This is a genomic window from Vibrio sp. 10N.286.51.C3, from assembly GCF_003050065.1.
GTDB lineage: Bacteria > Pseudomonadota > Gammaproteobacteria > Enterobacterales > Vibrionaceae > Vibrio > Vibrio crassostreae.
In genome coordinates this window covers 272,032-286,424 of the sequence record NZ_PIGC01000007.1, presented here as the reverse complement: position 1 = coordinate 286,424, position 14,393 = coordinate 272,032, and the positions used below count along the sequence as shown (strand labels likewise).

The 14,393-nt window shown below is 43.4% G+C and carries 10 protein-coding genes, 1 rRNA gene and 1 other annotated feature; of the genes, 6 read left to right on the top strand and 5 right to left on the bottom strand.

The features are described 5' to 3' along the window. The 4 genes from CWO27_RS10280 to rluD all read right to left on the bottom strand — a co-directional run. Positions 1 to 1,083 (bottom strand): 16S ribosomal RNA (locus tag CWO27_RS10280); the annotation flags it as partial. Positions 1,084 to 1,667: 584 nt separating this feature from the next. Then, positions 1,668 to 4,241, bottom strand: coding sequence for an ATP-dependent chaperone ClpB (clpB, locus tag CWO27_RS10270; RefSeq protein ID WP_107898932.1), 2,574 nt, complete (start codon positions 4,239 to 4,241; stop codon positions 1,668 to 1,670). Between the two features lie 142 nt (positions 4,242 to 4,383). After that, positions 4,384 to 5,124: a peptidoglycan editing factor PgeF gene (pgeF, locus tag CWO27_RS10265; RefSeq protein WP_019820954.1), complete on the bottom strand. Its 741-nt coding sequence runs from the start codon at positions 5,122 to 5,124 to the stop codon at positions 4,384 to 4,386. A 1-nt stretch (position 5,125) separates the two neighbouring features. After that, positions 5,126 to 6,100, bottom strand: a complete 975-nt coding sequence (gene rluD, locus CWO27_RS10260) for a 23S rRNA pseudouridine(1911/1915/1917) synthase RluD (protein ID WP_019820953.1) — start codon at positions 6,098 to 6,100, stop codon at positions 5,126 to 5,128. Positions 6,101 to 6,237: 137 nt separating this feature from the next. On the opposite strand from rluD, the gene CWO27_RS10255 reads away from it, so the two are divergent. The 6 genes from CWO27_RS10255 to yjjX all read left to right on the top strand — a co-directional run bounded on the left by CWO27_RS10255 (position 6,238) and on the right by yjjX (position 13,909). Beyond that, entirely contained in the window at positions 6,238 to 6,966 is a 729-nt protein-coding gene (locus tag CWO27_RS10255; protein ID WP_107898931.1) for an outer membrane protein assembly factor BamD, read from the top strand. A 138-nt stretch (positions 6,967 to 7,104) separates the two neighbouring features. After that, complete coding sequence (locus CWO27_RS10250) at positions 7,105 to 8,529, top strand: lytic transglycosylase F (protein ID WP_312030853.1); 1,425 nt, start codon at positions 7,105 to 7,107, stop codon at positions 8,527 to 8,529. A gap of 428 nt (positions 8,530 to 8,957) precedes the next feature. Next, entirely contained in the window at positions 8,958 to 9,293 is a 336-nt protein-coding gene (gene hpf / locus CWO27_RS10245) for a ribosome hibernation-promoting factor, HPF/YfiA family (protein WP_004735034.1), read from the top strand. A gap of 110 nt (positions 9,294 to 9,403) precedes the next feature. Continuing rightward, positions 9,404 to 9,525: a sequence feature (Phe leader region), on the top strand. 12 nt (positions 9,526 to 9,537) lie between these two features. Beyond that, a complete protein-coding gene (gene pheA / locus CWO27_RS10240; RefSeq protein ID WP_107898930.1) occupies positions 9,538 to 10,713 on the top strand; it encodes a prephenate dehydratase in 1,176 nt (391 codons plus the stop codon). A gap of 333 nt (positions 10,714 to 11,046) precedes the next feature. Beyond that, complete coding sequence (locus CWO27_RS10235; protein ID WP_107898929.1) at positions 11,047 to 13,425, top strand: putative bifunctional diguanylate cyclase/phosphodiesterase; 2,379 nt, start codon at positions 11,047 to 11,049, stop codon at positions 13,423 to 13,425. Next, positions 13,388 to 13,909, top strand: a complete 522-nt coding sequence (gene yjjX / locus CWO27_RS10230) for an inosine/xanthosine triphosphatase (protein WP_107898928.1) — start codon at positions 13,388 to 13,390, stop codon at positions 13,907 to 13,909. The genes CWO27_RS10235 and yjjX overlap by 38 nt, the downstream gene beginning before the upstream one ends. Positions 13,910 to 14,014: 105 nt before the next feature. Here yjjX and trpR read toward each other — a convergent pair whose 3' ends face one another. Then, positions 14,015 to 14,308, bottom strand: a complete 294-nt coding sequence (gene trpR / locus CWO27_RS10225; RefSeq protein WP_048658080.1) for a trp operon repressor — start codon at positions 14,306 to 14,308, stop codon at positions 14,015 to 14,017. Between the last annotated feature and the right edge of the window lie 85 nt (positions 14,309 to 14,393).

The window sequence follows — 14,393 nt, the reverse complement described above, 5'->3', positions numbered from 1 at the left end:
ACGAGCTGACGACAGCCATGCAGCACCTGTCTCAGAGCTCCCGAAGGCACACCTGCGTCTCCGCTGGCTTCTCTGGATGTCAAGAGTAGGTAAGGTTCTTCGCGTTGCATCGAATTAAACCACATGCTCCACCGCTTGTGCGGGCCCCCGTCAATTCATTTGAGTTTTAATCTTGCGACCGTACTCCCCAGGCGGTCTACTTAACGCGTTAGCTCCGAAAGCCACGGCTCAAGGCCACAACCTCCAAGTAGACATCGTTTACGGCGTGGACTACCAGGGTATCTAATCCTGTTTGCTCCCCACGCTTTCGCATCTGAGTGTCAGTATCTGTCCAGGGGGCCGCCTTCGCCACTGGTATTCCTTCAGATCTCTACGCATTTCACCGCTACACCTGAAATTCTACCCCCCTCTACAGTACTCTAGTTCACCAGTTTCAAATGCAGTTCCGAGGTTGAGCCCCGGGCTTTCACATCTGACTTAATGAACCACCTGCATGCGCTTTACGCCCAGTAATTCCGATTAACGCTCGCACCCTCCGTATTACCGCGGCTGCTGGCACGGAGTTAGCCGGTGCTTCTTCTGTTGCTAACGTCAAGAGATGCAGCTATTAACTACACCCCCTTCCTCACAACTGAAAGTACTTTACAACCCGAAGGCCTTCTTCATACACGCGGCATGGCTGCATCAGGCTTTCGCCCATTGTGCAATATTCCCCACTGCTGCCTCCCGTAGGAGTCTGGACCGTGTCTCAGTTCCAGTGTGGCTGATCATCCTCTCAGACCAGCTAGGGATCGTCGCCTTGGTGAGCCATTACCTCACCAACTAGCTAATCCCACCTAGGCATATCTTGACGCGAGAGGCCCGAAGGTCCCCCTCTTTGGCCCGTAGGCATTATGCGGTATTAGCCATCGTTTCCAATGGTTATCCCCCACATCAAGGCAATTTCCTAGGCATTACTCACCCGTCCGCCGCTCGACGCCCATTAACGCACCCGAAGGATTGTTAGTGTCGTTTCCGCTCGACTTGCATGTGTTAGGCCTGCCGCCAGCGTTCAATCTGAGCCATGATCAAACTCTTCAATTTAAGATTTTGACGGCTCAATGAATACTGACTTCAAAACTACAAAAAGTAATTCTAAAGCTATTATCTTTCCAACAGAAAGATAATGAATTGACTGTGCCAAATACCTTCTTTCTACAAGAGAAAGTAGTTATTTGTATTGGTCACTCAGTTCATTGAAACCAAAGTTGATTCCGAAGAATCTGGTTTATCTAACGATAAAACGTTTTGATATTCATCAACGAGTGCCCACACAGATTGATAGGTTTAAATTGTTAAAGAGCTTTACTTGTTGAGCGTTCCTTTTAATAAGGAGCCTCTCGAAGTGGACGGCCATTCTAGCGAATTGGATTCCAGTGTCAAACACTTTTTCCAGCTAATTTTTCAAAGCATCTTAAATGCTTATCACCGTCTCGTTATTCAGTTCAAACCGCTTGGTTATCCTTGGCAACGGAGGCGCATTATAGAGAGAATAATCCTTTGCACAAGGCCAAAAACAAAAAAAAACCGCCATCGGCAACCGTTCGAACACAATTCACACAAAGCGTTCAAAATAGGTACGATTACACCTTAATTTTGGCCAATCGTACCTACAATTCTTACTTAAACTACTGGTGAGCAATAATGCGGTCGTTGTTTACTAATAGTTGTACTTTTTTATCTGGATTAATTTTTCCTGCCAATATTGCTTTCGCTAAAGGGTTCTCGACACTTTGTTGAATCGCTCTTTTCAAAGGTCGTGCACCATATACTGGGTCAAAACCGACTTGAGAAATTAACTTGAGTGCTTTATCCGAGACTTCAAGCTCATAACCATTGTCTTCCATTCGCTTCTTGAGGTGCTCAAGCTGAATAGCGGCTATCGATTGAATGTGATCTTGACCTAATGGGTGGAACACAACGCTTTCATCAACTCGATTCAAAAACTCAGGACGGAAATGTTTGCCTACTACTTCCATCACCTCATTCTTTATTCCTTGGTAATCGAGCGTATTGAAGTTCTCTTGAATTCTCGAAGAGCCAAGGTTCGAAGTCATGATCACTACCGTGTTTCTAAAGTCGACGGTCCGACCTTGTCCATCAGTTAAGCGTCCATCATCAAGCACCTGCAATAATATATTGAATACATCAGGATGCGCTTTCTCTACTTCATCTAGCAAAATCACCGAATAGGGCTTGCGGCGTACCGCTTCTGTTAAGTAGCCACCTTCTTCATATCCAACGTAACCTGGAGGAGCACCAACCAAACGAGCAACAGAGTGTTTCTCCATAAACTCAGACATATCGATGCGCACCATTGCATCGTCACTATCAAACATGAAGTTTGCGAGTGTTTTACATAACTCGGTTTTACCAACACCAGTTGGGCCAAGGAATAAGAAGGATCCAATCGGCTTGTTCGGATCAGATAAACCAGCACGGCTACGACGAATCGCGTTCGATACCACTTCTACTGCTTCCGCTTGACCAATAACACGCTTGTGCAGAACACCTTCCATTTTAAGAAGCTTCTCTTTCTCAGCCTCTAGCATTTTAGAAACAGGGATACCTGTTTGCTTCGATAGTACGTCTGCAATTTCTGCATCCGTGACCTTATTACGTAGTAAGGTCATCTCTTGCATCTCAGCTTGAGTCGCAAGATCTAACTGCTTCTCTAATTCTGGGATTCGACCATATTGCAATTCAGACATTCGGTTAAGATCACCAGCACGTCTTGCAAAATCCATATCCATGCGAGCTTGTTCTAACTCGGACTTGATGTGTTGTGTGCCAGAAAGTGCGGCTTTCTCTGCATTCCACACTTCTTCGAGCTCTGCGAAATCTCGTTCTTTATCAGAAAGCTCTTCTTGTAATGTTCGAAGGCGTTTTTCACTGGCTTCGTCATTCTCATTAGTAAGAGCTTGCTGCTCGATCTTTAACTGAATGATCTTACGCTCGAGCTTATCTAGTGACTCAGGTTTTGAGTCGATCTGCATACGAATACTCGAAGCCGCTTCATCAATTAGATCAATCGCCTTATCTGGCAACTGACGGTCAGAAACGTATCGATGAGATAAGGTTGCCGCTGCGACAATCGCTGGGTCGGTAATTTCTACATGATGGTGAAGTTCATAGCGCTCTTTCAAACCGCGGAGAATTGCGACTGTGTCTTCCACGGTTGGCTCATCGACTATCACTTTTTGGAATCGACGCTCTAACGCGGGATCTTTCTCTATATACTGGCGATATTCATCGAGTGTCGTTGCACCTACACAGTGAAGTTCACCACGAGCCAATGCTGGTTTCAGCATATTACCCGCATCCATAGAGCCTTCACCCTTGCCCGCACCTACCATGGTGTGAATTTCATCGATGAAGAGAATGATGTTGCCCTCTTCTTTTGATAATTCGTTAAGAACTGATTTCAAACGTTCTTCAAATTCACCACGATATTTAGCACCGGCAATCAAAGAGCCCATATCTAACGAAAGTACACGTCGGCCTCTCAAACCTTCCGGCACTTCATTGTTGATAATACGCTGCGCTAAACCTTCGACTATCGCTGTTTTACCGACACCAGGTTCACCGATAATGACAGGGTTATTCTTAGTACGGCGTTGAAGTACTTGGATAGTGCGACGAATTTCGTCATCTCGGCCAATTACCGGATCAAGCTTGCCTTGCTCTGCTCTTTCCGTCAGATCAATGGTGAACTTCTCTAGCGCTTGACGTCTGTCTTCCGCATTCGGATCATCGACCTTTTGGCCGCCACGAACTTGTTCAATTGCTTGAGATAATTTTTGCTCGGTAAGACCTAGCTCTTTAAGTAGGTTTCCTAAAGGGCCTTTGTCTTCAATGGCAGCAAGTAGGAATACTTCTGAAGATATGTAACTGTCTTGACGCTTTTGCGCGACCTTATCACATAGATTAAACAGCGTTCCCATCGCATTCGATAGCTGAACGTCACCACCAATGCCACTGACTTTAGGCACTCGGTCTAATATTTCGCTCAATTTAGAACGTAATTGAACCACATCAATATTCAGCATGGTGAGCAATGGACGAATTGCACTACCATCTTGATTCAGCAAAGACACCATTAGGTGTACAGGTTCTATATATTGGTGATCACGACCTAATGCGAGTGACTGAGCATCAGATATCGCAATTTGGAATTTACTAGTGAATCGATCGAGACGCATGCCAACCTTCCTACTCTTAGATATGTTTATCTTATACTTAGAAGATGGATACGGTAACGCGGATTTTCAAGGGATAAGAATGAAGAATAGAGTTTATATGAAAATATAAATGGGCTGGATGACTAGTTGCACTAGCTAAAGATTACTCTAACCAAATAAAAGTAGCTTGGCGTCCCGTAATGCCATCACGACGATAAGAATAGAACGCATCCGCATCAGCGAAGGTGCATAGATTGGAGTCTATCACAGAAGTTACATCAACTTTGTTCAGTCGTTGCGTTGCAAGCTGAGACATATTCGCTAGCCATTTACCCTGTTCAGGCTTGGCTTTAAATGCAAGCTTAGCTTGAGGGTCAAAGCTAACAAACGCTTCCAACACATCATCGCCGACTTCAAAGGCTTGTTTGCCTATTGCAGGCCCAAGCCAAGCAATGATCTTATTCTCTGAATCTAGTTTCGAAAACTTTGCGACGGCATTTTCAAGAATTCCACCAGCAAGACCACGCCAACCAGCATGAACGGCAGCAACTTGAGTGCCTTTCGTATCAGTAAGGATTACAGGTAAACAATCAGCTGTCATCGCAGAACAAACAACACCTTTAGCAGTGGTAAATGCACCGTCAGCATCAAGAATATCCGCCGTAGGTTGTAAAACCGTAACAACGTCTGTTGAATGGGTTTGATTTAGCCATACCGGAGTTGCCGGCATGTTCGCTTGCTGCTTAAGCCAAGTTCTATTGTTTTCAACAAGCGAAGCATCATCCCCAACATGCGTACCTAGGTTTAATCCTTGATACGCACCAGTAGAAAAGCCACCTACACGTGTCGACGCAAATGCCTTCACGTTATTGGGTGCATTCCAGTTAGGGATGATCAACGACATATTAAATGTCTTCTTCTTTATTTTCGCGAGCATCAACACGTAACGCTTCAGCCATCACAACCATGTCATTTGGCACAGGAGCGTGGAACTCAACTTCTTCACCTGTAATTGGGTGAACAAATTTAAGCATGACTGCGTGCAGTGCTTGGCGGTCAAAAGAACGAATCATTGTTGTTAGTTCTTCAGATGCACCTTTTGGAATACGAGCACGGCCACCGTATGCAACATCACCTAGCAGCGGGTGCTGAAGGTATGACATGTGAACACGGATTTGGTGAGTACGACCCGTTTCTAGGCGTAGACGAATACGAGTATGCTCGCGGAAGTGCTCAGCAACACGGTAGTGAGTTACCGCTGGCTTTCCTAATTCATTTACGTCCATTAAGGTACGCTTAGTTGCATGACGGCTAATGCCTTTCTCTACAACACCACCAGCGGTCATTTTACCAATTGCAATTGCTTCATATTCACGAGTAATACGACGCTTAGCAAGAGCACGCACAAGACGAGTTTGAGCTGGAACCGTTTTAGCCACAACCATAAGGCCTGTTGTGTCTTTATCAAGACGGTGCACAATACCTGCACGAGGCACTTCTGCAATCTGTGGGTAATGGAAAAGCAATGCGTTTAGTATGGTTCCATCCGGTGTGCCCGCGCCTGGGTGTACAACCAGATCGCGAGGCTTATTGATAACCAATAAGTCATCATCTTCGTAGACAATGTCTAGAGGAATATCTTGTGCTTCCCAGCGTTCTTCATCTGCAAGTTCAGCTTGCAAGATGATCTCTTCACCGCCCAAAACCTTAACGCGCGGCTTAGTAATAACTTCGCCATCCACTTGGATTTTGCCGTCAAGAAGCCACTCTTTAATGCGAGAGCGAGAAAAATCGGTAAATAGTTCAGCGACAGCTTGGTCTAAACGTTGACCTAACTGGCTGCTTTTTACTGTGTCTGTTAATGTGATCTGCTGAGCCATATCGAACTTTTTTAAAAACCGTGAGACTAATACCCATTAGTATGGATAAAATAGAATAATTGCATCATTGTATCTGTTACTGGTTAGAAAGTAACGGAAGCTTACGAAATATTTAATTCAAGGAATCGACGCCTGACATGAAACACCTTACTTTATCGGGTCTATTAGCCGTATCACTCTTGGTTGGTTGTTCAAGTAGTGAAGAGATAGTGCCAGATGTACCGCCATCGGTTCTCTACTCTGACGCTCAAGAATCACTACAGAGCGGTAGCTGGCTTTCAGCAATAGAAAAGCTAGAAGCCCTAGACTCACGTTACCCATTCGGCGCCTATTCTGAGCAAGTACAGCTCGATCTGATTTACGCTTACTACAAAAATGATGACTTGGCACTTGGCCTTGCTACCATTTCACGTTTCCTACGTTTGAACCCAACTCATGAGAAACAAGACTGGGTTCTTTACATGCGCGGCTTAACGCACATGGCGCAAGACCGAAACTTCATGCACGATATTTTTAATATCGACCGTAGTGACCGAGACCCAGAACCAGTAAAACTCGCTTTTGCTGACTTCAAGCGACTACTCGAACGTTTCCCTAGCAGCCCCTATGCTGAAGATGCACAAAAACGCATGTTCGCACTTAAGAATCGCCTAGCCGACTATGATTTAGCAACCGCTGATTTCTACCTACGTCGCGAAGCGTGGATTGCTGCTATTAACAGAACACAAGAGTTGCAAAAGACTTACCCAGATACCGTTGCTGCGCGTAAATCTTTAGAGATTCAGCTAGAAGCTTATAAACAACTAGGCCTAGATGATGCTGTGTTAAGAACTGAAAAGTTGATTGAGTTAAACCCACTACCTTAATCAACTTCTTACATCTCAACCCAAAAAGCGCGCTAGTTTACTAGCGCGTTTTTTTTGACCACATATCGCAAACTTGATGAATCGCATAATACACGGTATCTTCAAAAGATAACTTTTAACAAAACATCAACATGGAGTGTGGATGTGAGTAGGTTGTTATTATTTATCTGGATATCGCTATTTAGCCAATTATCCTACGCATTAGAACTGTCCCCATTGAGCAATAAGCCTTACATGGGTGATTTGGATGTGCTCAAAACCAAAGGAACGGTTAGAGTGCTCGTATCTGCCGATCTTGGTTTCTATTACATCGAGGATGGTAAGCCAAAAGGCATCGTGGCAGAAATGCTCTACCACTTTGAAAAAAGTCTTCGTAAAAAACACCCCTACCTCAATGTTCAAATCATCCCCGTACAACGAGATGATCTACTTCCCTCTTTAGAATCTGGCTATGGTGATGTCGCTGTCGCGAACCTAACGATCACCGACAAACGATTACGAACCATCGATTTTTCAGATCCGATGATTAAAGATGGTAAAGAACTCATTATCACAGGGAAAAAGGCCGAACCTATCACCGAAATCAAGCAATTGAGCGGCAAAGAGGTGTGGATACGTGCAAGCTCGAGTTACTTCGAGAGTGTACAAAGAATCAATAAAGAGCTTAACAAATTAGGTTTACCACCACTGCATGTCCACTTCATTGAAGAATCACTGCAAGACTACGAGCTGATAGAGTTGGTTAACCAAGGTTATATTCAGGGCACAATTCTGGACAGCCACAAAGCAAAGCTCTGGATAGATGTAATGGAAAACATTCAAGTGCATCATGATTTGCCCTTACGTGAAAATGGCCAAATAGCATGGGCATTGAGAAAAAACAGCCCTCAGTTAAAGAAAGAGATAAACAAATACGTCAAGACTGCACGAACAGGTACCCTACTTGGAAATGTTATCTATCAGAAATACATCGACAACACTCGCTGGTTAGGTCGAGCACTCAACCCAAATAAAATAGACCGAGTGGCTAAGCTGTCAGATGTCTTTGAAAAGTATTCGAGTAAATACGAATTCGACCCTTTGATGATGTCTGCACAAGGTTTCCAAGAGTCTGGGTTGGATCAAAGCAGAGTTTCTCATCGTGGGGCTATTGGTGTGATGCAGGTATTACCAAGTACCGCCAAAGATAAAAACGTCAACATAAAGAACATCCATAAGGTGGATAACAATATCCATGCGGGTGTGAAATACATGCGTTTTATCAAAGACCGATATTTTGACGACCCGGCAATATCACCCGACAATCAAATCTACTTTACCTTGGCTTCTTACAACGCAGGTCCCGCTAAGATCAGAAAGATGAGGCGCCTTGCTAAGCAGAAAGGCTACAACCCAAACATCTGGTTTAAAAACGTAGAAATCATCACTCGCAAGTACGTGAGTAAAGAACCCGTAACCTATGTTGCCAACATCAATCGCTACTTCGTAATCTATAAACAATTACAAGCTATCAATGCCATTCGAGAAGACGGTACAGCGAGATTACTGAACGCTAACGATTAGGATCGCCTCAATCAATCCCACAGTTGGAGAGCTAAAGGGCATTAGGTAAGTCTAAAAACACAAAAGCCGCATAAGAAGACTTATTCGGCTTTTGCTTATCTAATTCAGAAGAAGCTTACGTAGCGATATATATCACGAGACCTATATCACAAAATACTATTGAGCAATTTTCAATCAAGCACTTTCAATAAGCTGTAGGACGCCCCTAAAAACTGGTTTAATTTTTAGCGAAGCCTTGCCTCCAAGTTATCGCTTTTCATAAGGATAACAAGCATTTTTCACCAAAAATATATCAAGACTTGCGTAAGATCACATTTGATTTTAATGCTTATTCCACTCAACCAAAACAAGAACCAGATCACATTCTTTAATCCTAAAAGTCGTAATCTGAAGTTAACCCATGAGGGATACAACAGAGGAAAACTTCTATGAAAATGAACATCACTGGTAAAAACATCGACATTACCTCTGCAATCCGTGATCACATAGAAAGCAAATTTAAAAAGCTGGATAAATGGCAAGTAGACATCATTGGCTGCCAAGCGAGCTTTAGCGAAGAACCAAACAAGAAGAAGAAATTTGAAGCGGTACTAACCGTACCAAAAGGCCAACTTGTTGCTTCATCAATCCATGATGATCTCTACGTAGCTATCAACGAAGTAGAACAAAAACTAGAGCGTCAACTCAACAAGCTACGCCATAAACCAGAAGCGCGCCGCGCTGAAAAGCCTGAAATCGAAGAGCTAGAAGCTGAAGTAGAATAAGGAAAGAGAACAGATTAAAAAATAGCGCCTCAGGGCGCTATTTTTTTGCTTGACGCTCGTAGCTCGCTTGCTTATTGTGTTTAAACATTCATAAAACAATCACTTTTTATGCACACTCAATCTTTGTTTATTTTTGACTTCTTTTTTCTTCCGTAAATCGGAGGCTAAGTCGTTTTAGAAAAACAAGTCAAAAACGAACAAGAAGCCTCCCACACTAGGGAGGCTTTTTTATAAGGACACATTTATGACTGACAGCTCAATTTCACTGGATGATATCCGCCTTCGTCTTAATGATTTAGACGACGAACTCCTGAAGTTACTTTCGGAGCGTCGCAAGCTAAGTATCGAAGTTGCTAAAAGCAAGGTAGAGACATCAAAACCAGTTCGTGATGCAGTACGAGAGCAACAACTATTAGTTAAGCTGATCAACAATGGCAAAGATAAATACGAACTTGATGCGCAGTACATTACCAAGCTATTTCACACCATCATCGAAGATTCCGTTTTACTACAGCAGTCATACTTACAAAATCTAGCGAACCCGCAAAGTCGTAAACCATTGGCTCGCGTTGCATTCTTGGGCTCTAAGGGGTCGTACTCTCACCTTGCGAGTCGCGAATACTTCAGTCGTAAGAATATGGAGTTGATTGAGTTAAACTGTAATCACTTCAAAGAAGTAGCCTCTACGGTAGAATCTGGCCATGCCGACTACGGTGTACTGCCTATTGAGAACACCAGCTCAGGTTCGATTAACGAAGTGTATGACCTACTTCAACACACAACGCTTTACATCGTTGGTGAGCTTTCTCAACCAATCGAACACTGCCTAGTGGCGAAAAGTGATATCCGTTTAGAAGACATCAAAACACTTTACTCGCACCCACAACCACATCAGCAGTGCAGCGAGTTCTTGAGCCGTCTTAAAGATGTAGCCCTTGAGTCTTGTGCCAGCACAGCTGACGCTATGAAGAAGGTAAAAGATCTGGACGGTGATGATGTTGCTGCAATTGGTAATGCGTCTAGCGGCAAGCTTTATGGACTTCAGCCAATTCAGGGCAACATTGCAAACCAAACAGAGAACCACACACGTTTCATCGTGGTAGCTCGTAAGCCTGTTGAAGTGTCAACTCAAATACCTGCAAAAACGACGCTCATCATGTCGACTTCTCAAGAAGCAGGTTCTTTGGTCGAGACACTACTGATTCTGCAACGCTTGGGTATCAACATGACCAAGCTAGAGTCTCGTCCTATTATGGGTAACCCTTGGGAAGAGATGTTCTATGTCGATTTAGAAGCACACCTGGATTCAGATAATATGCAGCAAGCAATCACTGAATTAACAGCCATTACTCGTCACCTGAAAGTGTTAGGTTGCTACCCGAGTGAGAATATCAAAGCGACTCAAGTTAAGTTGTCATAGCTGAGAGCGAGTATCAGCTTTTAGCTAACATAAGTATTTGGCCTACAGTAGGCCAAATACTTAAATCACCATTTAGTCGAATACTATTCGGTCTAAGAACACTTACCCTAGCATGCCTAAAACACAATTCACTTGTTTCGCACATTCGGCACGCTTATCCCCTCCACTGCTTAAGTATTTCTAACAAAAAACTCATTAGTGGCTTTTTTATCAATAAAGACAAAACCTTACACCCTTCACAGGAAATCATCGAACTACGTGTAATTAATAGCGAGTAAGCATTAAGTAACATAAACTTACGCGCTTAAATTATAAATAGTGTTGTCATTAACTATGAAGCTAAGTACTAAAATCTTACTACTGATAACCCCTGTGATACTGATCAGTACCGCGGCTTCTAGCTATATTATTTATTCGACGCAAAAAAGCAGCTTCATCAAACGCGAAGACAACGCACTTCAGCTCAACATGGAAAAACTAGCGGGATACTTTCGTCAATCTCGTTCGTTTCTCAATAGCTACTCTTACACCTTGACCCAAAGCGATATGGTGAAAGGTTATTTTCTCACTGACCAAAATCTATCTCGCGATCTTGAACTGGTTAGTAACCTTCGAGAAGCTATAGATTTCCTGCAAGATGACGATGAGAGCTATACGGGTTTAGCACTTCTTAATGCTGACCGAAAACTGCGTTACTACGCAGATAATAGCAACGACTCACGCACTCAGATTGACAGTAAGATATTGGAGTATGTTGACCAGCACTATCATGACACCCTAGCAACATCGAGTACCAACTATATTCAAAACTCCCAAGGCGAAGGGATGTTGGTTCACTATGAAAAGGTAGATAGAAAAGCGATTTTTCCAACCGAAAATAATCAACCAAGCGATGTATTCTTTGTTGTTGTATCTGTTTCTCTCGACAAGTTTAATGCGCTTAGAAAACAGATAGAGTTCGACTACCAAACCAGCTTGTTTTTCACATCCATAGCGATTTCTTTGGGAAATGATGTCACCCATTCAGTCAAGCTTGCTCCAGAACTATACGCCACGGTCGATCCGGCGCAATTCCTGTTGGAAAACAAGCTCGATTCCATATGGAACAAGCTGAGTTTATCGTTTGCACTGTCTGCGTTTGTGACTGTCGCTTTACTACTCATACTTCTGTCTCGCACTGTGATTACTCCGATAACACGGCTTGATCGACAACTACAGCAAGTAGAAAAAAAACAACGGAAGAACATTGAACGCTTAGGCACTCGAGATGAGCTTGGCCGACTATCACAGCGTTTTTATGACATGTACCAAGAGCTAGATAACACCTACCAACAAACCAAGCTCTTGGCCGAGAATGATCAGTTAACCCAAATCGCCAACAGGCATCAGTTTCAAACCTTCGTTCAGCAATCGTTGCCAAAACCGAGTTCAAATACCGAAACTTGGGTTCTCTACTTTGATTTGGATAACTTCAAGTTTGTGAACGATAAATATGGGCATCAAATCGGCGACTCGATTCTGGTCTCTTTTGCTCAGCGTATTTCAGATATTTGTCGCCACTATCAAACGGAGTTCGATGCTCATTGCATGCCAGCCCGACTTTCTGGTGACGAATTCGTGGTGTACATTAACGCTCCTAGTCACCGAGGAAATGTCGCGCATCGATTTTCGAGTGATTTACTGACTCCCTTACAAAAAGGGTTTATAACCGAATCAGGAAGCTTTCCGATCACGGTCAGTATTGGTATTGCGACCTACCCTAATGATGGCGATTCAATCGAGAAGCTACTGTCGAACGCGGATACCGCAATGTATCAAGCAAAGCGTGCAGGCAAAAACCAATTTGCTGACTATTCACGGGATTTAGACAAAGCGATTCAACGCCAAGCAAACATTGAACGTGCGCTTAGAGACAAAAATTTTGATGAAGAGTTTAGACTCGTTTATATGCCCTATATGGATTCAACCGGCGCGCATATTATTGGGGTTGAGGTACTATTACGCTGGGACTCGAAACTGTTGGGAGTAGTTCCGCCCGATGAATTCATTCCAATTGCCGAGCAAACAGGGTTATTCGAGCAAGTTGATCGTTGGGTAATTCAGAATGCGTTTGCTTCTTTTTACCGACTTCAGGCTCAATTTGACCACTCAATTCAGCTGTCGATTAACTTATCTTCTGCTGGGATTGAAACCACACACCTTGCCGATTTCATTAAAACACACGCAAAAATCAATCATATTCCACCAAGTTTGATTGATTTTGAAATTACCGAGACCTTTTATTCGAATTCGGAAGGCTTTCCGTTGCTCAACGAATTGGCGGGGATGGGCTATCGATTAGCAATTGATGACTTTGGTTCCGGTTATACCTCTATCACTCAACTGGTGCAGTATCCAACTCAAAAAATTAAATTAGATAAAGCGTTTTTGGATACCTTGATTGAGACCGATAACCAGAACATCGTAAAACCTGTGATTGGACTATGTCATGCTCAGGGGAAAAAGGTCACCGCCGAAGGGATTGAAACTCAAGGCATGCACCAGTGGTTACAGGATGCGCAGTGCGATATGCTGCAAGGCTATTACTTTGGTAAACCTATGCCATTAGAAGAGTTGAGTGACTGGTACCAACAACATCAACTCAATCTACTCGACAACAAAAAGAATCCGACACATGAAATCTGTAATCATCGCATCGCTGAACCCAGCTAAAATTAACGCCGTTAAAAGTGCGTTCTTATCTGCTTTTCCTGATACTGAATTTGATTTCAAAGGCATCAGCGTCCCTAGTGGCGTTGCCGATCAACCGATGAGTAATGATGAAACCTATCAAGGGGCGGTGAACCGCGTGCACAACGCAACGCAAGCGCAGCCCTATGCTGACTTTTATGTTGGCCTAGAAGCAGGAATAGAAAAAAACGTCACCTTTGCTTGGATGGTTATCGAAGCGAATGGTCAACGTGGAGAGTCTCGTTCAGCTAGCCTTATGTTGCCACCAGCCGTGCTTGATAAGTTAGAGTATGCAAACGAGCTCGGAGATGTAATGGATGAAGTGTTTGGTACCGATAATATCAAACAGAAAGGTGGAGCAATTGGCCTACTGACACATAATCAACTGTCTCGCAGTTCAGTGTATCATCAGGCTTTAATTTTAGCGCTGATCCCATTTGTGAACCCTGAGCACTTTCCTGTTTAGTGCTTCGTTAAACTTAGAAAGGTTCTGAAAACAATCTTCAGAAACAAAAAACGCTAACAGTTAGTTAGCGTTTTTTATCGAACTCTTACTTTAACAACTTAGTGACTATTTGAGTAGTAGATCCGCAATCACGGCTTTCTCTTGTTCCGATTTTGCCTTTAGCTCATTCGAACCTCTGGTTATCGTCGCTACGCCTACTCCCAGCATTTGACTCACCTGTCGTTGAGACAGATCGCCTTTCATCAACTCACAGAAGATATTAATTCGAGCAACCAGAGCATCTCGCTCGTCTGGTGTCATCATCATGGTCAACAACAGTTCGTGCTGATCTTTTTCGACAGCCGTCTTTACCAAGTCCATCAGTTGTTGCCAATTATCATATTCAGGTTGTGATGCCATATCTCTACACTTACTTTTAAATTCTGACTTTAAAGAGTCGCTTAACAATTGAAAGCGTTTAACACTTTATACCGAAACACTTGAT

Excerpts from the sequence above, each read along its gene's own strand:
- clpB (WP_107898932.1), bottom strand. The coding sequence starts at position 4,241 with ATGCGTCTCGATCGATTCACTAGTAAATTCCAAATTGCGATATCTGAT.
- pgeF (WP_019820954.1), bottom strand. The coding sequence starts at position 5,124 with ATGTCGTTGATCATCCCTAACTGGAATGCACCCAATAACGTGAAGGCA.
- rluD (WP_019820953.1), bottom strand. The coding sequence starts at position 6,100 with ATGGCTCAGCAGATCACATTAACAGACACAGTAAAAAGCAGCCAGTTA.
- CWO27_RS10255 (WP_107898931.1), top strand. The coding sequence starts at position 6,238 with ATGAAACACCTTACTTTATCGGGTCTATTAGCCGTATCACTCTTGGTT.
- hpf (WP_004735034.1), top strand. The coding sequence starts at position 8,958 with ATGAAAATGAACATCACTGGTAAAAACATCGACATTACCTCTGCAATC.
- pheA (WP_107898930.1), top strand. The coding sequence starts at position 9,538 with ATGACTGACAGCTCAATTTCACTGGATGATATCCGCCTTCGTCTTAAT.
- CWO27_RS10235 (WP_107898929.1), top strand. The coding sequence starts at position 11,047 with ATGAAGCTAAGTACTAAAATCTTACTACTGATAACCCCTGTGATACTG.
- yjjX (WP_107898928.1), top strand. The coding sequence starts at position 13,388 with ATGAAATCTGTAATCATCGCATCGCTGAACCCAGCTAAAATTAACGCC.
- trpR (WP_048658080.1), bottom strand. The coding sequence starts at position 14,308 with ATGGCATCACAACCTGAATATGATAATTGGCAACAACTGATGGACTTG.